Here is a 21178-nt window from a genome sequence, read left to right on the forward strand (position 1 = left end):
GTCCCGGACCTCCGGCGTACGGGCGGCCGCGCCGGGTCCGCCTCCCGGCGTAGCCGCCGTCCACCGGCGGGCCGACGTGCCGCCCGGAGAACCCGACCTAACGTGGCGTCATGTCCAAGACCACTCGGTGGCGTTCCGCCGCCCTGCTCGGCCTGCCCGTCGCCCTGCTGCTGGCCCTCGCCGGTCCGGCCGCCGCCGCGGCACCCCCCGCCCCGACCCCCGGCGCCGCCGGCCACCGCCCCCCGGCCGGCGGCGCGCCCCGGGTCCCGGCCCCGACCGGACATCAGCCGGTCGGCGTCACCGACGTCCGCCTGGTGGACGACAGCCGGCCCGATCCGTGGCGGGCCGGCACGCCGTCCCGCGAACTGATGGTCACCGTCCGGTACCCGACCGGCACCACCCGCGGCAGCCACCCGGCCTACGTGTCACCGGAGTTGTCCGACGCCCTGTACCGGGGCCTCTTCGACGCGAGCACCGTGCGGACCAACGCCCTGGCCGACGCGCCGCCCGCCCGCGGGCGCCTCCCCCTCGTCGTGCTCTCCCCCGGCTTCGGCAACAGCCGCACCTCGCTGACCGCCCTGTCCGAGGACCTCGCCTCCCGCGGCTACGCGGTCGCCGTCGTCGACCACACCTACGAGACCTCCGTGCAGTTCCCCGACGGCCGGATCGAGCCCTGCCTGATCTGCGGGGAGCCGGAGGACCCGTGGGCCTTCGGGGTGGACGTCTCCCGCAGCCGGGCCCGCGACCTCCGGTTCGTGATCGACCGCTTCACCGCCCCGGGCAGGGGCCCGGTGCGCGGCCTCTCGATCGACCCGGCGCGGATCGGCGCCGCCGGCCACTCGCTCGGCGGGGCCGGCTCCCTGGAGGCGATGCGCGAGGACGGCCGGATCCGGGCCGCCGCCAACCTGGACGGCACCGTCTTCGTCCCGCCCGCCGAGGGCCTCTCCCGGCCGGTCCTGCTGCTGAGCGCCCGGCTCGGCGGCTCGGCCGAATCCACGGCCAACTGGGAGGACACCTGGAACCGGCTCGGCGGCTGGCGCCGCTGGCTGGACCTGCCCGAGGCAGGACACCTCTCCTTCTCGGACGTGCACTGGCAGGTCGACGCGTTCGGCGTCCGCGACCAGCTGCCGCCGGAGCTCGCCGACGAGAGCTTCGGCACGATCCGCGGCACCCGCGCGCTGGCCGCCACCCGCGCCTACCTCGGCGCGTTCCTCGACCGGCACCTGCGCGACCGCCCGGGCCCGCTGCTCGACCGGCCGTCCCGCGCCTACCCCGACGTCCGCTTCGTGAAGTAGCCCGCCTCACCGGCCGGTCCGGCCGGCGCCGTGCCCGCGACGGGCCCGGCGGCGCCGGCCGGCACCGCCTCCCGCAACTCGCCCCCGGCGTGCTCCGGACCGCGCACCCAGAGCGGCAGCACCTCGGTTCCCCGGGTACGGCCGCCACCGGCCTCAGACATCCCGGGCCACCGATCTCGCCCCCGCCGACCGCCGGTCGGCCGCCAGCGAATCCTCCAGCCGGGCCAGCAGCACCCGGAACCGGTCGGTGTCCTCGGCCGTCATCCGGCCCTCCGCCAGGGCCCGCACGCCCTGGTCCCCCGTCGTTCCCTCGTTCATGCCCCGACGTTAGGCGACGGCGATCAACGCGCGATAAACACCCGTCACTCCCGCCGCCTCCCGCCCCCGGGGCCCCGGGGTGTCAGCCGTCGGCCCGGCCCGCGCCCGGGGCGGACGGGACCAGGACCACCGGCAGGTGCCGGTGCCCGTTGGAGATGAAGGACTCCACCGGCGCCAGGCCGGCCCCCGCCGCCAGCGCCAGGTCCGGGAACCGCTCGAAGAGGGCCGGCAGCGCGATCTGCGCCTCCATCCGGGCCAGCGGAGCGCCCAGGCAGAAGTGCGCGCCGTGGCCGAACGCCAGGTGGTCCTTGGTGGGGCGCCGCAGATCGAAGACGTCCGCGTCGGCACCGTGCACCTCGGGGTCCCGCCCGGCGGCGGCGAACGCGGCCAGGATCGGCTCGCCCCGGCCGATCAGCACCCCGCCCGCCCGGATGTCCTCCACGGCGTAGCGCAGCGGCAGGTTGGCGACGGGGGACTGCACCCGCAGGGTCTCCTCGATCACGTCGCTCCACCCCGCCTTCCCGCTCAGGACCAGGTCCAGCTGCTCGGGGTGGGTGAGCAGCAGGTGGATGGCGTTGTCCAGCAGGTTGACCGTGGTCTCGTGCCCGGCGCTGAGCACCAGCAGCAGGGTGTCCAGCAGCTCCTTCTCGGTGAGCGAGCCGCCGTCGCCGTCCGCGTCGCGCGCGGCGATCAGCCCGCTGGTCAGGTCGTCGCCGGGCGTCTCGCGCTTGATCGCGACCAGCTCGGAGAGGAGCACGTACACCCGCTCGCCGTTGGCGTGGGCGTCCTCGGGGGTGATGGTGGTGTCGAAGAAGCCGTCCACGCACCTCCGCAGACCCTCGTGCAGGTGGTCCGGCACCCCGAAGAGCTCGCAGATCACCTGGATCGGCACCGGATAGGCGTAGCCCTCGCGCAGGTCGACGACCCGGCCAGGCTCGGCGACGGCGGCCAGGCCGTCGAGCAACCCGGTGACGATCCCCTCGACGCGCGGGCGCAGCGCCTCGGTGCGCCGGACGGTGAAGGCGCCGGCCACCAGGCGGCGCAGCCGTCGGTGGTCCGTGCCGTACGCGGTGAACATGCTCTCGACCGCGACCCAGAGCATCAGCGGCCAGTCGGCGGGTATCTCGCCGGCGGCGAAGGCGGTCCAGTGCTGCCGGGCGTTCTTGGACACGTTCGGGTCGGCCAGCAGCTGCTTGACGAGCCGCTGGCTGCCCACCGACCAGGCGACCACGCCGCCGGGGAGTTCCACCTGGGCCACCGGACCGTCCTGGTGGACCCGGCGGGCCTCGCCGTGGATGTCACGGCCGCCCGGGTCGAGCCGGACGGGGCAGCGGTCGCGTTCCACGGAGGGCCTCCTGAGGCGTCGTCAGGCGCTGCGGGGGGGTGCGGCCGGAACCGTGCCCCGGGGCCCCGGGTGCACTCCGGGGCGATCCCGCCAGCTTGCCAGCGGACGGTGGACCCGACAAGCACGCCTCCCCACCGCCGGAGGCGGTGGGGACACGCCGGCGGACGCGCCGGGGGACGGGCTCGCCGGGGGACCCCGGAGGCACGTCCGGCGGTCGAGGCGGTCTCAGGCCCGGCCGAGCACCCGGTCGACGGCGATCTCGATGACCACCCGGTCCGGGTTCACCCGCGGTTCGCGGTAGCGCTCGGTGTAGCGCCGCACCGCCTCGGCGACCTCCGCCGGCTCGTCCCGGACCACGGCCACGCCCTCCAGCGTCGACCAACGGGCCCGGTCCACCTGGCAGACCGCCACCCGCATGCCCTCCGCCCCGGCCGCCAGCACGTTCTGCACCTTCCGGCTGGTCCGGCTGCTGATCACCCGGGCGATCCCCGCCTCCGGCTCGTACGTCACCCCCACCGGCACCACGTGCGGCGTCCCGTCGGGCCGCCGGGTGGTCAGCGTGGAGATGTGCCGCTCCTGCCAGAAGGCGAGGAAGGCTTCGTCGAGCTCGCGTGGATCATGGGCCATGCCCGCGATCGTACGTCGCCGGACCGGGCGCCCCGCCCACCGGACGCTCCGCTCACCGGGCACCGGCTTCCTCCGGCGCCGCGGGTCCCGGCCGCCCGGCGGGACCGGCCCGTGCGGGTCCGGCCCGCACCGCCGCGGCCGGGCACGCGCGCGGCCCGGTGCGGGGCGCACCGGGCCGCGTCCACGCCGCCGCACGGTCACCCCTGCGGCGGCTCCCCCGGGTCAGTGCCCGCGGGCGATCCACTCCGCGAGGGCGGGTGCCTCGGCGCCGATGGTCGTCGGGTCGCCGTGGCCGGTCCGGACGACGGTCTCCCCGGGCAGCGTGAGCAGCCGGTCCCGGATCGAGTCGATGATGGTCGGGAAGTGCGAGAACGAGCGGCCGGTGGCACCGGGCCCGCCGTGGAAGAGGGTGTCGCCGGTGAACACCGTGCCCAGGTCGGGGGCGTAGAGGCAGACCGCCCCCGGGGCGTGGCCGGGCGTGTGGAGGACGGTCAGCGTGGTGCCGGCCACCTCGATGCGCCCGCCGTCGGCGAGCTCGCCGTCCGGGAGGCGGTCGGGGTGGGTCAGCTTCCACAGCGGAAGGTCGTCCGGGTGCAGCAGGACCGGCGCGCCGGTGCGCTCGGCGAGCGCGGGAGCGGCGTCGATGTGGTCGTTGTGCGCGTGGGTGGAGACGATGGCGACCAGCCGTCGCCCGCCGAGCGCCTCCTCGATCGCCTCGGCGTCGTGGGCCGCGTCGATCACCACGGCCTCGGCGTCGTCGCCGACGATCCAGACGTTGTTCTCCACCTCCCAGCTGCCGCCGTCGAGTTCGAAGGTGCCGGCGGTGACCAGCCGGTCGATCCGGGCCGCGCCGCTCACAGGACCACCACCGAACGGAGCACGTCGCCGTGGTGCATGCGCTCGAACGCCTGCTCCACCGCGTCGAGTTCGATGGTCTCGGTGACGAACGCGCCCAGGTCGAGGCGGCCCTGGAGGTAGAGGTCGATCAGCATCGGGAAGTCCCGCGAGGGCAGGCAGTCCCCGTACCAGGAGGACTTCAGCGCGCCGCCGCGCCCGAACACGTCCAGCAGCGGCAGCTCCAGCTGCATCTCGGGCGTCGGCACGCCGACCAGGACCACCGTGCCGGCCAGGTCGCGGGCGTAGAAGGCCTGCCGGTAGGTCTCCGGCCGGCCGACGGCCTCGACGACCACGTCGGCGCCGTGGCCTCCGGTCAGCTCACGGATCGCCTCGACCGGGTCGGTGTCCTTCGAGTTGACGGTGTGGGTGGCGCCGAGCTTCTCGGCGGTGGCGAGCTTGCGGTCGTCGATGTCCACCGCGATGATCTTCGCCGCGCCGGCGAGCCGCGAGCCGAGCACGGCCGCGCTTCCCACGCCGCCGCAGCCGATCACGGCGACCGTGTCGCCCCGGCCGACGTTGCCGGTGTTGATGGCGGCGCCGATGCCCGCCATCACGCCGCAGCCGAGCAGGCCGGCGACGGCCGGCTCGGCGGCCGGGTCCACCTTGGTGCACTGGCCGGCGGCGACCAGCGTCTTCTCCGCGAACGCACCGATGCCCAGGGCCGGGGACAGCTCGGTGCCGTCCAGCAGGGTCATCCGCTGCTTGGCGTTGTGGGTGTTGAAACAGTACTGGGACCGCCCGCGCCGACAGGCGCGGCACTGGCCGCAGACGGCGCGCCAGTTGAGGATCACGAAGTCACCGGGAGCGACCTCGGAGACGCCCTCGCCGACCGACTCGACGATGCCTGCGGCCTCGTGGCCCAGCAGGAACGGGAACTCGTCGTTGATGCCGCCCTCGCGGTAGTGCAGGTCCGTGTGGCAGACACCGCAGGCCTGGATCCGCACCACCGCCTCACCCGGCCCGGGATCGGGGACGACGATCGTCGTCACCTCTACGGGCGCGCCCTTGGCACGCGCGATGACTGCCTTGACCTGCTGGGCCATCCGATTCCACCTCCGTCGGCCGGCGCGACTCTGCAACCGGCTTGACCTGCGTCGACGCGAGTCCGACGACTCGCCCACGAAGCCTAGCGTCCGGCCCGGCGGCCTTCCGTGGAACGGCTCCGGTGATCCGGCTCACCACGGGATCGGAGGCACCCGGGGCCGGGTTCGGCGCGGGGGCCGGGAGGACGGCGGAACGGTCCGCGCGGTGGGCGGAACCGGCCGCCCGCAGGGGCGCGCGACCGCTGCCGAGCGCCCGTCAACGTGCTCTCGGCGCCCCGGCGTTGGCTGGAATCGTAGCTGACTGTGGCCCGTCGCCCACGTACGGTCGAACCGAACCTGGCCGACCGGCACATCGCCAACCGCCCTGCCGTCCCCGCGCACCGCCCGGATCCACCCCCCGCACGGCCGCCGCCCCGCGGCCACCGCCCTGGAGTCTGGAGTACGGATGTCCGCCGAGAACAGTGCCACCGGTGCCGGAACCGGCACCGACCCGAACCCCGGAACCGCGTCCGCCGTGCTGCCGCCCCTGCACTGCCTGCGCCTGCTCGCACCCGGCCCGCCCCGGCTGGCCGCGCTGCCCACCGGCACCCCGGTCTGGCTGGTCAGCCGACACGCCGACGTCCGCAAGGTGCTCACCGACCAGCGCCTGGGCCGGTCCACGCTCTACGCGCCCGGCGCCCCGCCGGTCTCCCGCACCCCGAACCTGCTCGACGACCCGTCCAGCATGCTCAACATAGACGGCGCCGAACACCAGCGGCTGCGCCGCACCGTCCAGCGCGCCTTCACCCCCCGGGCAACGGCCCGCTGGCGCCCGTGGGTGGCCTCGGTGATCGAGAGTCTGCTCAACGAGCTGATCGACCAGGGCTCCCCCGCCGACGTCGTCGCCGGCTACACCCGCCCGCTGCCGGTCGCCGTCATCAGCCGCCTGATGGGCCTGGACGGCCTCGACGGCAAGCGCCTCGCGCACTGGAGCGACCACGCCCTCTCCACCTCCGCCTACTCGGCGGAGGCGATCCGGACCGCCATGGACGAGTTCGCCGCCTTCGGCGCCGACCTCATCGCCGAACGCCGCGCCGCCCCCGGCGACGACCTGGTGAGCGGCCTGCTCGCGGCCGCCGCCGAGACCCCGGGGATCACCGAGCAGCAACTGGTCTCGCTGGTGATCGGCCTCGTGGTGGCCGGGCACGAGACCACCATGACCTCGCTCGGCAACGCCGTCGTCTACCTGCTCGGCGACGGCCGGGACGCCTGGGGGCAGCTCGCCTCGGACGAGCGGAGCGCCGCCGCCGCGACCGAACAGCTGCTGCGCGCCGTCCCGCTCGGGGACGCCGACGTCCTGCCCGGCCTGCTGCGGCGAGCCGTCGAGGACGTGGAGATCGGCGGCGTGCTGATCCCCGCCGGCAGCGTGGTCGCCGCCAGCACCGACGCCGCCAACACCGACCCGTCGGTGTTCACCGGGGACCTGCTCACCGAGCTGTTCTCCCCGCTCGCCGGGCCGACGCTCACCTTCGGCGCCGGTCCGCACCACTGCCTGGGCGCCTGGCTGGCCCGGATGGAGCTGGAGCTCGCGCTGCACCGGCTGGCCCGCCGGCTCCCCTCGCTGCGGCTCGCCGAACCGGCGGACGCCATCGGCTGGCGGCGCGGTCTGCTGACCCGCAGCCCGCAGAGCCTCCAGGTCGCCTGGTGACGGCCGCCGGCCGTCCGGCCACCGAGCCGGGCACCGAGCCGGGCCTTCGGACGGGCTCGGGGCCGGGACCGGCTCACGGCCCCGCCACTACCACTTCTGCCACCACTGCCACCACTGCCACTGCCACTGCCGCCCAGGTCGCCACGCACGCGGCCGAGCCGGTGGTGGTCGTCCGGGTGAACCGGGACCGGTGCATCGGCTCGGCCATGTGCGCGAACACCGCACCCGGCTCCCTGACCCTCGGCGCCGACGGGCTCGCCCGGCCGTTGAACGGCCCGTTCGCGGACGCCGACGGCGACCTCGCCGCGGAGTTCTCCGGGGAGTTCTCCGGCCACCTCCCCGAGGGTCTCGCCGGAGAACACCTGACACCGGAGCTGGCCGACGCGGTCGACTTCTGTCCGGTGGAGGCACTCGCCCTGTACGCAGCCCACGACGGCCGCCCGATCAGCCCGACCGGCTGATCCCGGGCCGACCTGAACGCCCACGGCCGTCGGAGCCCCCGGCCCGGAGCTCCGACGGCCGCACGGCGGGCACCGCGCACCCGTCGGGCGTCAGCCCGCCGCCCGCAGTGCCTGCCGGACCTCCGAGGCCGGGTCGCCCTCGTGGTACGGACGCTCGCTCACCTCGATGTGGTCCAGGAACTCCTGGTACCGGAGCGCGTACGCGAGGTGGTAGAGCGGGCCGACCAGGTCGAGGGCCCGCTCCGGCTCGCAGCCGGGGAGCTGCGCCCGCCACGCGCCCGCCCACTCCCGGACCACCTGCGCCCACCCCTCCCCGCTCACGAACGCGCGCGGCCGCATCCCGTCCATGGCCGGGTGGCCGAGGCAGGAGTCCGCGTAGTCGATGACCACCGGATCCCCGCCGTCGGAGCGCCAGTTGCCGGGGTGGAAGTCACCGTGGACGAGGGTCTCCGGCAGCCCGCAGGCGGCCAGCTCCTCGACCAGGGCGGGCAGCCGGGCGGCGAGCACCCGGGCGGCGGCGAGCTCGTCGGCCGTCAGGTCCGACTCGGCCTCCAACCGGTCCAGCAGGCCGTCGACCCCGGCGGCGAGCGCGCGCGGGGTCCGGTCGCGCAGACCGGCCGCGGCGGCCCGGCCGTCGGCCGCGAGCACCGCCTGGGCGGTGACCAGCCGCGACACGGCGCCGGCCACCTCCGCCTCCGAGGGGCCCCAGCAGTCCTCTCCGGCGACCTCGTCCAGGAGCAGCCGGCCGGCGCCGGGGTCGGCGGCGATCACCGACGGCACCAGCGCCGGGTCCACGGCCCCGAACAGCGCGATCACGTCCGCCTCGCGGGCGTTGAACGCCGGGTTGATCACCTTCAGCCAGGCCGGTCCGGCGGCGGTCGGGAAGCGGAACAGCCCCGACAGGTTCCACGTCCGGACCTGCTCGGCCCGACCGGTGGCCGGGCGGCCGGCCGCGGCCAGCTCCCGTTCCGCCCAGGCGAGCGCCTCGCGCAGCCCGGACGGCGTGGCCCAGCCCGCCCGCCGCTCGGCGGGTCCGAGGAGTGCGGCGACGTCGGGCTCCGCAGGCCGCGGCGCCGCCGCGGCCGGGCGCTCCCACGTCTCCACGTGGTAGACGGTGTGTCCGCCGCCGCCCCCCTCACCGCCCGTCACCCCGGTGAGCCGGACCACCACCACGGGCACCCCGACCTCCGCCGCGACGCGTTCGGCCACCGGCCCGGCCGACGACCACCACGCCTCCGCCAGCTCGAAGGAGCCCACCGGGCCCAGGTAGTCGTCCCCGTGGGTGAGGTGGACGCTGACCGTCCGACCGTTCGCTCGCATCCGGGCATGTTCCCCCGGCTCATCCCATCCGCGCGAGCGATTTACCGCCCCGCCCGGGGCCGGTGCGGATCATGGCCGGTTCTCCGGGTGCGGGGCAGACGCGGCGGGCGCGGCTGCCTACGCTACCCAGCCATGCAGACAACCACTTCGGCGACGAAGCGCACGGGGCTCGTCGCCGCACTCGTCCTGTTCCTCAGCCTGATGGGCTTCGGTGGGCAGGCCACCGCCGCGCCCGCCGTCCTGGCGCCGCACTTCGCCCTGAGTGTGGACCACGCCACGGTGACACCCGGCCAGGTCGCCAACCTGACCGTGACGTTCACCAATCCGCAGACCACTGCCGTGCAGTTCCTCTACCTGTGGCTGCCGATGGTCGAGGTCGGCCCGCAGCCCGCAACCGGTGCGCGCGCGGAGTTCGTCGGATGTACCGGCGACGTGAGCCTGTGCGACTACCAGAGCAGCCGGGTGATCCTCAACCTGACCTCGCCCCAGGTGCCGATCGATCCGGGGACCAGCCGGACCATCACGCTGTCCTTCCGGTACCCCGCGACCTCCGACTGCACCGTCCACCCGGTCGTCGACTTCGCCCCGCACTACTTCCACTACGAGTACGCACTGGGCACGCTGTCCCACGACGGCGCGGAGGTCCCCACCCCCGCCGTCACCAGCACGCTGGTGTGCCCGCCCACGGTGTAACACCCCACCGCGCGCTCGCACCCCCCTTGTCCCCGTTCGCCCCTGCTCGGTCCCCGTTCGTCCCCCGCGGAGGGCGAACGGGGACCGCCACCGGCCGGGCCGGCCGCCGCACCGCCTACCGGATCGCCACCGCCGCGCCGGACACCCGCACGCGGGTGTCCTCCTCGCGCAGCTCCACCCGCAGCACGCCCGGGCGGCCCAGGTCCTCGCCCTGGTGCAGGGTGAGGACCACCGGGTCCGCGACGGCGCCGAGTTCGCGCAGGTAGGCGCCGAAGGCCGCGGCCGCCGCGCCCGTCGCCGGGTCCTCGACCACACCGCCGACCGGGAACGGGTCCCGGACGTGGAAGACCTCGGGGCCGGCGCGCCAGACCAGTTGGACGGTGACCAGGTCACGCGCGGTCATGAAGGCGGCCAGGCCGTCGAAGTCGTAGGCCAGTCGGGCCAGCCGGTCGCGGGTGGCGGCGGCCAGCACCAGGTGCCGGGCGCCCGCGTAGGCGATCCGGGGCGGCAGCGCGGCGTCCAGGTCCCCGGGCGCCCAGCCGAGCAGCGCGAGCGCCTCGGCGACGTCCGCCCCGCCCACCTCCTCGACGTACGGCTCGACGCTGGTGAGGGTGGCGCGCAGCGTGCCGTCCGCGCCCTTGTCGACCTCGACCGGGACCTCGCCCGCCGCGGTGACGAAGACGTACCGCCCGGGACCGACCTGCTCGGCGAGGGCGACGGCGGAGGCGACGGTGGCGTGGCCGCAGAAGGGCACCTCCGTCAGCGGGCTGAAGTACCGCACGGTGTAACGCCCCCCGGCCCCGGCCTCGACCTCGGCCTCGGCCTCGGACCCGTCCTCGGCCCCGCCCGCCCCGGCGGGGACCAGGAAGGCCGTCTCCGAGTAGCCGACCTCGGCGGCGAGGGCGAGCATCCGCTCGGCGGAGAGCCCGGAGGCGTCCAGCACCACGCCCGCCGGGTTGCCGCCGCCCGGGTCGGTGGCGAACGCGGCGTAGCGGAGGATCTCGGGCCCGGCGCCCCCGGCGGATGCGGAGGTCTCGGGAGTCAGGGGGGTCGCCGACACGGCGTCACTGGTCATGTCCGCTCGAACGTGGCAGGTCACGCCGCTGTTCCCGATCGCCGTGCCCGTCCGGCGGCCGACCCCTCACGCGGCCCGCCGGCCCCGGTGTTCCGCACGCCGCACCGTCAACGCCGTACCGTCAACGCGGCGCCGTCATGACGCCGCACCGTCGCCACGGCCCGCCGTCAGCGCAGCACCGCCTCCAGCAGGTCGGTCCCGAGCCGGGCGCTGCCCGCCAGGTCGAGCCGGTAGAGCATGTACCGCCCGCGCCGGTGGGTGACCAGCAGCCCGGCCTTGCGGAGCACCGCCAGGTGCCGGGAGACCTCGGGCGCGCTGAGCTGCCAGGCCGCCGCCAGCTCGCCGGTGGTGTGCGGCCCGCGCGCGATGGTCCGGGCCAGCCGCAGCCGGACGGGGTGGGCGAGCGCCTCCAGCCGCTGCTGGACGACGGCCAGCGAGACGGGCTCGGGCACCCCGTCCTCGGCCAGGGGGTACTGCACCACCGGCCGCCACCCGGCCGTGTGCACCACCACCAGGTGCGGCCGGCCGAACGCCGTCGGGATGAAGGTGACGCCGCCGGCGCCGGCCCCGTTGGTGGCGTTGTCCTGCAACTTGTCGACGACGATCCGGCGCCGTCCCCCGCCGGCGTCCTCCAGCGCCACCGAGGAGGAGACCGCCGCCAGCGCCTCGGCGGCGCCGCGCCGCACCAGCAGGTCGGTCTTCCGCCGGGCGTCGGCCGCGAGGTCGGGCAGCACCCGCCGCCAGGCGTCGGCGAAGAACGCCTCCGCGCAGTCCTCCAGCATCCGCCGGACCAGGGCGCGGACCGCCGTCGGGTCGGTGAGCAGCCGGTCCGCGAAGTCGGCCTGCCGGGGGCCGCGCGCCAGCGCGAGTTCGCGGGCCCGCTCCTGCGCCACCGGGTCGGTGAGCGGCGAGGTGATCCGGTGGGCGAGGCGGGAGGCCCCGCAGGTCAGCACCAGCGCGGCCCGGACGTACTGCTCGTCGTCGATCCGGTCGACGGCGTCCAGTTCGTCGGCGAGGGTGGCGCCGGGGATTCCGGGGACGAGGAAGTCGGCGCGCGAGGAGCGCCAGAGGAAGTCCGCCTCGGCGAGCCGCTCGGCGAGTGCGGGCGGGATGGACGCCGTGGTGCTCGCCGCCCACCCGTGCCGCTCGGGATGGTGCGCCGGCTCGCCGAGGACGTGCAGCATCGCGCTCATCTCGGCCAGCGGCGAGGGGGTGAAGATCAGGCGCTCGTCGGGCAGGGAGGTGATGTCGATGGTCAGGCTCACGCCCTGATCCTGCCACCCGCCCGCCGGCGGACCCGCGTCGATTGACGGTACTCGTCAATCGACGTGCCCGCGCGCGGGGTCCGGGCGGACGGTACCGGCCATGACCCCGTTCCAGAGCCCGGCCCGGCAGCAGCCCGCGCCGACCGTCCCGACCGACGTCCCCGACCCCCGCACCGTTCCCGCCCCCCGCACCGTTCCCGTTCCGGATACGGCTCCGGCTCCGGATCCGGCGGCCACTCCGGCGGAGCCTCCGGCCGGTCGGCCGGGCCCGAAAGGCCCCGCGGGCCCGGCCGCCCTGATCTCCCTGCTCACCGCCGCCGGCGGTCGCCGCTACGCCGCCGCCCTCGTCGTCGACGCCCTCGGCACCGGCCTGCTCCGGCCGTTCCTCCTGCTCTACGGCATCGGCGTGCTGGCCCTGGACGCCGGGACGGCCGGCCTGGCCATGTCGGTCGGCATGGTCGTCGGCCTGCTGGTCCTCCCGCTCACCGGCCGCTGGATCGACCGGGGCGCCCGCAGCCTCCCGGCGGCGGCCACCCTGCTGGTCCGGGCGGCCGGCGCGCTGACGCTGCTGCTGTCCGACGGGGTGGCCGGCTTCACCGCGGCCGCCGTGCTGCTCGGCGTCGGCAGCCAGTCCTGGCCGACCACCCACGCCGCCGTGGTCTCGACGCTCACCGAGGGCCGCACCCGGGACGCCGCGCTGGCGGCCGGCCGGACGCTGCGCAACGCCGGTCTGGGCGCGGGCGCGCTGCTCGCCACCCTGGCGGTGGCCGGCGGCTCGGGCACGATCCGGCTGCTCGCCGGGGTGACCGCCGCCGCCTGCCTGGTCGCGGCGGTCCTGGTCCACTCCCTGCGGGTCGACACGAGCCGGCCGCCCGGCGCGGCCGACGCCCCGGGCACCGGCGGCACCGTGGCCACCGGGAAGGCCGGCGGCGCTCCCTCCGGCCCGGCCGCGACGGGCCCCGAGCTTCGGCGGATCACCCTGCTCAGCCTCGCCAACCTTCCCTACTCGTTCTCCTTCGACGTGCTGGAGGTGGCGCTGCCCGCCCTGCTGGTGCTGCACCTGCACGCCTCCCCCGCCTGGTCGTCCGGGGTGTTCGTGGGCAACACGGTGCTGGTGATCACGCTCCAGCTGGCTCTGGTGCTCCGCCTCGCCGACCGGTCCCGACGCGCGGTGCTGGCGGCCGGCGGCGCCGCCCTCGCGCTCTCGTACCTGGGGTTCTGGGCGGCCGGAACGCTCGGCGGCACGGCAGGCGCCGCGACCGTGGCGGCCGTCTCGGTGCTCTTCACCCTCGGCGAGATCCTCTACTCCGGCTCCGGGACGGCCCTGGTCGCCGCCACCGCACCGCCGCAGCAGCTCGGCCGGGCGCTGGCCCGCTGGGAGCTGTCGATGGGCGTCGGCCGCGCGCTGGCTCCGGCGGCCCTGACGGCCCTGCTGGCCGTCGGCCCGGGCGTCCTCTGGGGGGTCCTCGCCGCCACCACCCTGCTCGCCGCCGCGGCCGTCACCCGCCTCGCCCCGACCGGGTGACCCCCGACCGCCCGGCCGTTCGACCGTTCGGCCTCCCGCCCCTCAGCCGCCGGGCCGTCCACCCGCCGGCCCGCCCCGGGGTGCGGGCGGGCGCGCGGTCGCCGATGCTGGGCGGCGACGCGTGGACGCACTCCGCGCGGGACGACGCGCCCGGCCGCGAGGAAGGACACCCCGCATGAGCGCCCTCGACTTCGAGATCATCGACAGCCCCGACAGCTCCCTGAACAAGACCTCCGTGCTGGTGACCGGCCCGAATGACGCCCTGCTGGTGGACGCGGGATTCACCCGGTCCGACGGGCGCCGGCTGGCCGAGCGGGTGAGGGCCACCGGCAAGCGCCTCACCACGGTGTTCGTCAGCCACGGGGACCCGGACTTCTACTTCGGCGCCCAGGAGGTGCAGGACGTCTTCCCGGAGGCCCGGTTCCTGGCCTCCGCCCTGACCGTCGAGCACATCGACGAGACCTTCGACACCAAGCTCGCGGCCTGGGAGCACCTGGGCCCCGAGCTGCCCACCCGGCTGGTCCGCCCCGAGGTGCTGCACAACGACGAGCTGGTCTTCGAGGGACACCGGTTCGAACTGCGCGGCGCCGACTTCCACCTGCCCGACCGGCACTACCTGTGGCAGCACCACCACCGCGCCGTCCTGGGCGGGGTCCTGCTCTTCCAGGGCCTGCACGTGTGGACGGCGGACACCCCGACCCCGGAGCAGCGCGCGGCCTGGATCGGCCTGCTCGACGACATGGCGGTGCTCGAACCGGAGTTCGTGGCGGCCGGCCACCGGACGGCGGGCTCGCCCACCGACACCGGTCCGATCGACCACACCCGGGACTACCTGCGGGCCTTCGAGACGGAGGTCGGCCGGGCGCCGGACGCGGCGTCCGCCAAGGAGGCGCTGGAGCGGAGGTTCCCGGAGCTGGGCATGACCTTGGCGGTCGACCTCGGGACCAAGGTCGCCAAGGGCGAGATGACCTGGGGCTGAGACGCGATGATCGAGATCCCGAGGTCCACCGCCGCGTTCGCCGAGTCCGACGCGCCGGCCGACGTGGTCCGCCGCCAGTACCTGGCCTCGGCGCGCGGCGATCTCGCCGCGCTGCGGGCCACCCTCGCCGAAGACGTCGAGTGGACCGAGATGGCGGGCTTCCCCCTGGCCGGCACGTACCGGACGCCCAAGGGCGTCACCAGCGGGGTGATGGAGCGGCTGGCCGCCGACTGGGAGGGCTGGACCGCGCACGACGACCGCTACGTGGTGGACGGCGAGAACGTGGTCGTGCTGGCCCGCTACACGGCCGTCCACCGGATGACCCGCCGGTCGCTGGCGATCCGGGTGGCGCACCACTTCACGGTGCGGGGCGGCCGGATCGTCCGGTTCGAGCAGTTCACCGACACCGCCCTGGTCCGCGACGCGATGTCACCGTGACGCCCTGACTCCGCCCCCCACCCCGCTCCGTCCCCACCGTTCCGGACCGTCCGTACGCGGTGGGGCCGCCGCCCGGTCCTCGTCACCCGTTCGGGGGAGCCCGCGCGGCGCGCCCGAGTGCGGTCTCGACAGCCCCGCCGGGCGACGGCAGGCTGTCCGTGATTCCGGCCGGAGAGCGAGGAGTTCACCATGAGCACGGACAGCACGGACAGCACGGACAGCACGGGCACCACCGGCGGCACGGGCGACGGCGGGACGGAGCACCCGTACGTCATCGTCGGCGCCTCCCTCGGGGGCGCCAAGGCCGCCCAGGCACTGCGCGAGGCCGGCTACCGGGGCGGCATCGTCCTGATCGGCGACGAGCACGAGCGCCCGTACGAGCGGCCGCCGCTCTCCAAGGGCTACCTGCTCGGCAAGTCCGCGCGGGAGAAGATCTACGTCCATCCCCCGCAGTGGTACGCGGAGCACGACGTGACCCTGCGCCTGGGCACGGCGGTGACCGCGATCGACCTGGCGGCGCACACCGTCACGCTGGCCGACCACAGCCAGGTGGAGTACGCCAAGCTGCTGCTGACCACCGGTTCGGTGCCGCGCCGGCTGCCGGTGCCCGGCGCCGACCAGGACGGTGTGCTGTACCTGCGCCGGGTCGAGGACAGCGACCGGATCCGGGCGGCGTTCCGGTCCGGCGGGCGGATCGTGGTGATCGGGGCCGGCTGGATCGGCCTGGAGACGGCGGCGGCGGCCCGGGCGGCGGGCGCCGAGGTGACCGTGCTGGAGGCGGCCGAACTCCCGCTGCTCCGGGTGCTGGGCCGCGAGGTCGCCCAGGTCTTCGCCGACCTGCACCGCGACCACGGGGTGGACCTGCGGTTCGGCGCGAAGGTCGCGGAACTGACCGGCGAGGACGGGCAGGTGACGGGTGTCCGGCTGGCCGACGGCTCGTCGGTGGCGGCGGACGCCGTCGTGGTCGGCATCGGCATCGCCCCGGACACCGGACTCGCCGAGGCGGCCGGGCTGGAGATCGAGAACGGCGTCAAGACCGACGAGCACCTCCGGACGTCGGACCCGGACGTCTACGCGGCCGGTGACGTCGCCAACGCCTTCCACCCCCAGCTCGGCCGGCACATCCGGGTCGAGCACTGGGCCAACGCGGTCAACCAGCCGCAGACGGCGGCCCGGGTGATGCTCGGCGAGGACGCCGCCTACGACCGGGTGCCGTACTTCTTCTCGGACCAGTACGACCTGGGGATGGAGTACGTCGGCTACGTGGAGCCGGGCGGCTACGACAAGGTGGTGTTCCGGGGCGACGTGAAGGCGAAGGAGTTCATCGCCTTCTGGCTGAAGGACGGCCGGGTGCTGGCGGGCATGAACGTGAACATCTGGGATGTCGTCGATCCGATCCGCAACCTGATCCGGTCACAGCGGACGGTGGACGTGGACCGGCTGACGGATCCGGAGGTTCCGCTCGGCGACGTCTGAGACACGTCCGGCACTCCGGCTCGATCAGCCGACCGTCCGTGATCCTCACGTCGGTTCGGCACGGAGCCCCCGGACAGCGCCCGCTGTCCGGGGGCTCTGCTCCACCCTTCCGTCCCGGTGGCTGCTCTGCCACGATCCGGCTGCCGGGACGGGAGCTCAACGCCCTTTGCGCCCCAGGCGGGCAGCCGTGGTGTTGGCGTTGTTGGCGTGAGTGATCGACTTCCCGGCGGCCTTGCCGTTGTCGCTCTTCTCCCGCGCGTCGTTCGTGTGGGCCTTGGCGGCCTGGCGGTGCTGATCGCTCAAGGGCGGGTCGGGATCGCGAGCCATGGTCCGGTGTCTCCTATCCGAGTCGGGGGTTGAACGCCGTCAGAAGCAGCACGGCGAAGAGCGCGATGCCGGCCAGCGAGACGGCGACCGCCAACGGGCCCGGTGACGGGCCTCGGTAGTCCTCCATGCCGTCGTCATCCACCGTGCTCGGCCTCACGGTGTCGTGCGGCGTGGATCCGGGCGTCGACAGCCCGGGAGTGGTCTTCGGCCTCCTCGGAAACCTGCTCCAGCGCTGCCCACGCGGCACACACCAGGCAGTTGACGACCTCGGGCCCGGTCTCCGTGATCACAGCTCGTCCTTCGGCACCATGACCCACGGCGTCGTCACGACGTGCGCGTAGCTCCGGTGATCCTGGTGGTCCCGCAAGTGCTTCCCGGGCCACTGCTGTGCGACCTCGAACGACTCCGTGACCGGGCTCTGCGCCGCGCACGGCCGGCCGTCCTCGGACTCCCCTTCGCACCGGTAGCGGTGCAGGACCGGGGGCCGGTCGGGTTCCACGTCGATCCGCAGTACCCAGTCCATGAACCGCCACCGGCCGCGAACCGGGCGGGGAGCGTCGGACGACGATGCCAGCGTGCTGCTCTCCGCCTCCGCGCCCGCTTGGATGACCCTCGCCAGCCCGTTCCGTGGGATTCGGAGGAGGTGGGTCCACGGGTCGACGGGCTCCAGCCTGCGGGCCGTCATACCGACCGCCGGCTGACACAGGTGACGCACTCGCAGTGCGCGAGGATCGCGTCCCGCTGGAGGGCTTCGCCGGTCGAGGTGAAGTCGCTTCGCGGCGCCGACCGGTAGTCGTCCAAGGGGTGCCAACCGCTGGGCACCTTGACCGTCCCTCCCGATCGTCCGGGGAACGGTCGCCTCGGGTCGTCAAGCTGCCCTTGCTTCCGCTGTCTTGCCGCCGCCATTTCGTTCGCCCCTTCACGCAAAGAGCCCGTTTCGTCACACGACGCTACGGGCTCGTTACGGGGAGGAGGGGCAGAGTATCTGCCCCCTGTTCTCAGGCGGCCATCCCGATGGCATCGGCAAGTCTCCGGCCGGCCGCGTGATCGGCGGGGCCACCGTCGATCAAGGTCCGCACCATGGAGCGGGTTTCCTCGTTCCATCGCGCCGTCTCCGGGGCAACCGCCACAGCGGTGGTCAACCGCTCCGCAACCTTGTCCGTCTCCCCCCTCAGCGCGTGTGCCCGGGCCACCTCAATGAGGTGCCTCCCCCGGCGCGGAACCGCCACTACGTCAGCGTCGGGCAGCCGTCGTGCCCACCGAAGGGCCGTACCGCTCTGCCGCAGTTCCACAGCCACCGTCACCGAGTGCAGCGCAGCAGCCTGCCGGGATCCTGATGTCGGCGCGCTCCAGTGACCGACCGGCAGCATCTCGGAGACGGCGGACGCACGGTCGATCCACCTCCAGGCGTCACCACCTTCCCCCGCAACAGCGTGGGTGATGGCAGCGTGATAAGCCATGTCAGCCCAAGCGCAGGCGAGAGCAGGGCTTTCCGTTCTCACGGGGTCCAACAGCCTGAGTGCGTCCTCGGTGAGGGTCTGTGCGCTCTCCCACTGTCCCGCCTTACGGAACGCTTCCACGAGGAACCAGCACGCTTGGCTGATGGCCGCTGGAGAACCGGACGCGCGCGCCGTGGCGAGGGCCCGCTCCGCCACCCGCCAGACGAGGTTGCCATCCCCCTGGAATGCGGCGTACATCTGCGTCAGGTTCAGCGCGGAGGCGTACATGATCTCCGCGCGGCGTCGATCGACACACTCCGGATGGGATGCGGCCACGGAGGCGGCCGAGACGAGCGGAGGGAGAAGTTCTGCCAGCGCCGTGCGATGATCGCCCCGCGTCATCCTCGTCCGCCATGCCTCCGAAAGCTGTACCGCGATGTGCTCCAGCTGCGGAGCCGGCCCGCCTGCGGTACCGAGCGGCGCGCTGTCAACGGCTCGGCGAACCGAGGCCAGCGCGGGGTGCTCTATCTCGGAGTACAGTGACCGGGGCATGCTGACGTCACCAATAAGCGCCGAGAGATCATCGATCCCCAGGTGTTGGGCGATGCGCATCAGCACAGGAAGGCGCGGCGGCAACAGGACGCCGATCTCGATTTGCTTCAGCCAAGAGGGCGACCGGCCAAGCAGCGCCGCGAACACGACTCGACTCTTCCCGGCGCGCTCCCGGTAGTACTGGATACGCCGGCCGACAGGCAGGGCGGGATCTAGTGCCATGGGCTCAGCGTAGAACGCCGAGCGTCCGCCAGTCTCTATGGATCGAACACAACCTTCAGCCTCAACACCGGCCTCCCGCACCACCCCCCGCCCATGGCACTCGTGAGACTGCTTGCGGGGCGACTGCGAGCGATCCGGGCGCGGAGGGGCGTCGGACACCGGAGGCGTGGGGGTTCCCGGCAGCTTCGACAGCCGAGCCGAGATGATCACTCCGACGCTGCGGGTGATCCTCTCCGGGAGCGGAGCAGAGACGCGCCCGCCCGGACAACCCTGGCCAGTCCGTTCCGTGGAATTCGGAGGAGGTGGGTCCACGGGTCGACAGTCGGGCGAACGCTTGGCCTCCAGATAGTCGGTCCGGTTGGGTTTCGGCCGGGACTACAGTGGACGCATGTTGGGACATCTGGAGTCGGCTGGACTCCATGACCTCTTTCCGATCACCAATGCCGACTCGAAGGCCGATCTGATCCAGCGCATCCGTGAGGCTCGGTTGCGGATCACGATGTTCGGTCTGACGCGCAATTTCTATGGCAGTGAAGAACTTCTGAACCTCTTTGTCTCCAAGTCGCACGAGGTGCCGATCAGGGTCTTCATCATGGATCCTTTCTGCGCCTCCAGGAAGGACCGGTATCGACTGGAGCCGGCGGAGGCAGCCATGGAGGATCCCGCACGGTACATGCGCGAGGTGCTAACCCCCTTGACCGAGGCTGCCCGGCGCGGCGGCGACTTCAAGATCTACCTTTTCAACTTTCCTTGCTCATTTGCCATGGAAATGATCGATGACACGATGCGGGTCATGATCTACGGGCACGGAAAGCGCGGCACGGACGGGCCGATTCTCGTCTTCGGGAAGGGAGATACTGCGACCGGTCCCACGCCGTACTGGCACTATTTCGAGAGCCAGTTGGCATGGATCCAGCGACTCGCCGACGCTGAGGAAGCGCCGGAACCATGGCGGTCGAAGGGGATTCGCGTCACGCAGTGTTAGGTCACTGTGCGGCAGCCGGGGCACAGCTCGCCTGCCACCGACACCGGCCTCCCGCACCACCTCTCCCACCCCTGACATGAGACACCCCTTACAGTCCATAACGTCACGGGGTGGACAAGGTTGATCGTGGCGCGTTCGGCACGGCCGTTTCGACGGCGTCACTACCACTGCCTTGACAGTCCGTCATTTAGGTTTCCCAGAGCCCCCTTTGGAGTTTAGATTCAGAGGTATGACCTCAGTCAGGACGAACCTGCCCGCCAGCTGCGCGACGTCGGCGAGCAGTTGGGCGAACCCAACGACGCCAGCAAGCGGCTTGTGCAACGCTGGGAGTCCGGAGAGGTTCGCGCGCCTCGACCCGTGTACCTTCGAGCGCTGGAGGCCGTGACCAACGTGTCTGCCGACCGCCTTGGCTTCACGTCGGCTCAGCTACCCCCGCGAGTCACGGACGACGGGACTGGAGGACACGACATGACCTCCGACCGCTCGTTCCCAACTCCTCAGCCGTTGCCCGCCCCCACGGGGGACGACTACAGCGGGGTCTGGCTCAGTCACTACGAGTACTTCAGCAGTAGCCGTGAGAACACGTACTCGGGGCTGCACCACGTGGTGCTCACCCAACGGGGCAACCGGCTTGCGGCGTCGTCGCTACCGGGCGCCTCGTCGAACGCCGATTCGCCACTTCACCTCGACCTGACCGTCGACCGCAACGTGGTCACGGGCACCTGGACCGAGCAGACTGCCGACGACGGCTACTACCCGGGGGGCCCGCTACCACGGCGCGATTCAACTGCTCGTGGACCCCACGGGGCGGCGCATGACCGGCAAGTGGATCGGCTTCGGGAAGGAGTTCGACGTCAACACCGGCCCGTGGGAACTCACTTTGCTGGATCGGTCGACCGCTGTTGACGCCATTCGTCGGTTCAGCGTCGTCCCGACGCTGCCCGACCCCGCCTGATCCAGGAGCACGGAGTCGGTGCCGCGCCACCGGGACATCCGTATCGGCGAAGGTCGCACGGACCCGGCCGCGCCGGCCGTCGTCGAAGACCGTGGAACGCCGCGTATCGGATGCGTCGATCGTGCCGCATCAGAGGAACCGACTGGACGCGTGCGCGGCCCTAGTAGTACTTCGTTAGGTCTGGCGTGGTCCGGTGCGCCCTGGTCGGTGTTTGGTGGGTAACTCGCGGTGGCAGGTGGGGCATTCGCCGGTCC

General features: G+C 73.7%; 22 protein-coding genes and 1 pseudogene. 10 read left to right on the forward strand and 13 right to left on the reverse strand.

Translation table 11 applies throughout. The annotated features are described in order from the left end of the window. Positions 1-110 precede the first annotated feature (110 nt). On the forward strand, positions 111-1295 hold the full coding sequence (locus ABZY91_RS24555) for an alpha/beta hydrolase (RefSeq protein WP_355405245.1): 1185 nt from the start codon (positions 111-113) through the stop codon (positions 1293-1295). Here the strand turns inward: ABZY91_RS24555 and ABZY91_RS24560 are convergent. From ABZY91_RS24560 to ABZY91_RS24585, 6 genes are all read right to left on the reverse strand, one after another. Next, a complete protein-coding gene (locus tag ABZY91_RS24560) occupies positions 1268-1456 on the reverse strand; it encodes a hypothetical protein (RefSeq protein WP_355405246.1) in 189 nt (62 codons plus the stop codon). The two genes, ABZY91_RS24555 and ABZY91_RS24560, sit on opposite strands and share 28 nt — an antisense overlap. Beyond that, a complete protein-coding gene (locus ABZY91_RS24565) occupies positions 1449-1613 on the reverse strand; it encodes a hypothetical protein (protein WP_329951112.1) in 165 nt (54 codons plus the stop codon). Before ABZY91_RS24565 ends, ABZY91_RS24560 begins: the two co-directional genes overlap by 8 nt. 82 nt (positions 1614-1695) lie before the next feature. Then, positions 1696-2958, reverse strand: a complete 1263-nt coding sequence (locus ABZY91_RS24570; protein ID WP_355405247.1) for a cytochrome P450 — start codon at positions 2956-2958, stop codon at positions 1696-1698. A 225-nt stretch (positions 2959-3183) separates the two neighbouring features. Further along, positions 3184-3585, reverse strand: a complete 402-nt coding sequence (locus ABZY91_RS24575) for a TIGR03618 family F420-dependent PPOX class oxidoreductase (protein ID WP_329951114.1) — start codon at positions 3583-3585, stop codon at positions 3184-3186. Between the two features lie 222 nt (positions 3586-3807). Then, entirely contained in the window at positions 3808-4443 is a 636-nt protein-coding gene (locus tag ABZY91_RS24580) for an MBL fold metallo-hydrolase (RefSeq protein ID WP_355405248.1), read from the reverse strand. After that, positions 4440-5525, reverse strand: a complete 1086-nt coding sequence (locus tag ABZY91_RS24585) for an S-(hydroxymethyl)mycothiol dehydrogenase (protein WP_329881805.1) — start codon at positions 5523-5525, stop codon at positions 4440-4442. The genes ABZY91_RS24580 and ABZY91_RS24585 overlap by 4 nt, the downstream gene beginning before the upstream one ends. A gap of 445 nt (positions 5526-5970) precedes the next feature. On the opposite strand from ABZY91_RS24585, the gene ABZY91_RS24590 reads away from it, so the two are divergent. After that, positions 5971-7212 (forward strand): cytochrome P450, encoded by a 1242-nt coding sequence (locus ABZY91_RS24590; protein ID WP_355405249.1) that lies wholly within the window; start codon positions 5971-5973, stop codon positions 7210-7212. Between the two features lie 176 nt (positions 7213-7388). Further along, positions 7389-7673, forward strand: a complete 285-nt coding sequence (locus ABZY91_RS24595; protein ID WP_355405250.1) for a ferredoxin — start codon at positions 7389-7391, stop codon at positions 7671-7673. A gap of 90 nt (positions 7674-7763) precedes the next feature. Here ABZY91_RS24595 and ABZY91_RS24600 read toward each other — a convergent pair whose 3' ends face one another. Beyond that, entirely contained in the window at positions 7764-8993 is a 1230-nt protein-coding gene (locus ABZY91_RS24600) for an aminoglycoside phosphotransferase family protein (RefSeq protein WP_355405251.1), read from the reverse strand. 132 nt (positions 8994-9125) lie between these two features. On the opposite strand from ABZY91_RS24600, the gene ABZY91_RS24605 reads away from it, so the two are divergent. After that, complete coding sequence (locus tag ABZY91_RS24605; protein WP_355405252.1) at positions 9126-9686, forward strand: hypothetical protein; 561 nt, start codon at positions 9126-9128, stop codon at positions 9684-9686. A gap of 115 nt (positions 9687-9801) precedes the next feature. On the opposite strand, the gene ABZY91_RS24610 is transcribed toward ABZY91_RS24605, so the two are convergent. Then, a complete protein-coding gene (locus ABZY91_RS24610; RefSeq protein ID WP_355405253.1) occupies positions 9802-10761 on the reverse strand; it encodes a PhzF family phenazine biosynthesis isomerase in 960 nt (319 codons plus the stop codon). 167 nt (positions 10762-10928) lie between these two features. Next, positions 10929-12026 (reverse strand): DUF5937 family protein, encoded by a 1098-nt coding sequence (locus tag ABZY91_RS24615; RefSeq protein WP_329951120.1) that lies wholly within the window; start codon positions 12024-12026, stop codon positions 10929-10931. Between the two features lie 100 nt (positions 12027-12126). Here ABZY91_RS24615 and ABZY91_RS24620 point away from each other — a divergent pair, with 100 nt between their 5' ends. From ABZY91_RS24620 to ABZY91_RS24635, 4 genes are all read left to right on the forward strand, one after another. Next, a complete protein-coding gene (locus ABZY91_RS24620; RefSeq protein WP_355405254.1) occupies positions 12127-13551 on the forward strand; it encodes an MFS transporter in 1425 nt (474 codons plus the stop codon). 175 nt (positions 13552-13726) lie between these two features. Further along, a complete protein-coding gene (locus ABZY91_RS24625) occupies positions 13727-14530 on the forward strand; it encodes an MBL fold metallo-hydrolase (RefSeq protein WP_355405255.1) in 804 nt (267 codons plus the stop codon). 6 nt (positions 14531-14536) lie between these two features. Beyond that, positions 14537-14968: a nuclear transport factor 2 family protein gene (locus ABZY91_RS24630; RefSeq protein WP_355405256.1), complete on the forward strand. Its 432-nt coding sequence runs from the start codon at positions 14537-14539 to the stop codon at positions 14966-14968. A 189-nt stretch (positions 14969-15157) separates the two neighbouring features. After that, positions 15158-16444 (forward strand): FAD-dependent oxidoreductase, encoded by a 1287-nt coding sequence (locus tag ABZY91_RS24635; RefSeq protein WP_355405257.1) that lies wholly within the window; start codon positions 15158-15160, stop codon positions 16442-16444. A 156-nt stretch (positions 16445-16600) separates the two neighbouring features. On the opposite strand, the gene ABZY91_RS24640 is transcribed toward ABZY91_RS24635, so the two are convergent. From ABZY91_RS24640 to ABZY91_RS24655, 4 genes are all read right to left on the reverse strand, one after another. Continuing rightward, positions 16601-16771: a hypothetical protein gene (locus tag ABZY91_RS24640; RefSeq protein ID WP_329951125.1), complete on the reverse strand. Its 171-nt coding sequence runs from the start codon at positions 16769-16771 to the stop codon at positions 16601-16603. Between the two features lie 134 nt (positions 16772-16905). Continuing rightward, on the reverse strand, positions 16906-17061 hold the full coding sequence (locus ABZY91_RS24645; protein ID WP_329881793.1) for a hypothetical protein: 156 nt from the start codon (positions 17059-17061) through the stop codon (positions 16906-16908). Next, the gene (locus ABZY91_RS24650; RefSeq protein ID WP_329881792.1) at positions 17058-17294 is read right to left on the reverse strand and encodes a hypothetical protein; all 237 of its coding nucleotides are present in this window, start codon (positions 17292-17294) and stop codon (positions 17058-17060) included. Before ABZY91_RS24650 ends, ABZY91_RS24645 begins: the two co-directional genes overlap by 4 nt. A 475-nt stretch (positions 17295-17769) precedes the next feature. Further along, on the reverse strand, positions 17770-18984 hold the full coding sequence (locus tag ABZY91_RS24655) for a helix-turn-helix domain-containing protein (RefSeq protein WP_329951126.1): 1215 nt from the start codon (positions 18982-18984) through the stop codon (positions 17770-17772). Positions 18985-19372: 388 nt separating this feature from the next. Between ABZY91_RS24655 and ABZY91_RS24660 the strand changes: the two genes are divergently transcribed. Together ABZY91_RS24660 and ABZY91_RS24665 are read left to right on the forward strand one after the other, a co-directional pair. After that, positions 19373-19969 carry a hypothetical protein gene (locus ABZY91_RS24660; RefSeq protein ID WP_355405258.1) on the forward strand — a complete coding sequence of 199 codons (597 nt, stop codon included), beginning with the start codon at positions 19373-19375 and terminating at the stop codon, positions 19967-19969. 229 nt (positions 19970-20198) lie between these two features. Continuing rightward, positions 20199-20924 (forward strand): annotated as a pseudogene (locus tag ABZY91_RS24665) (XRE family transcriptional regulator). Positions 20925-21178: the final 254 nt, after the last annotated feature.

Origin of the sequence: Kitasatospora sp. NPDC002965 (assembly GCF_040611255.1) — a bacterium.
In the GTDB taxonomy this organism is placed as follows: Bacteria; Actinomycetota; Actinomycetes; order Streptomycetales; family Streptomycetaceae; genus Kitasatospora.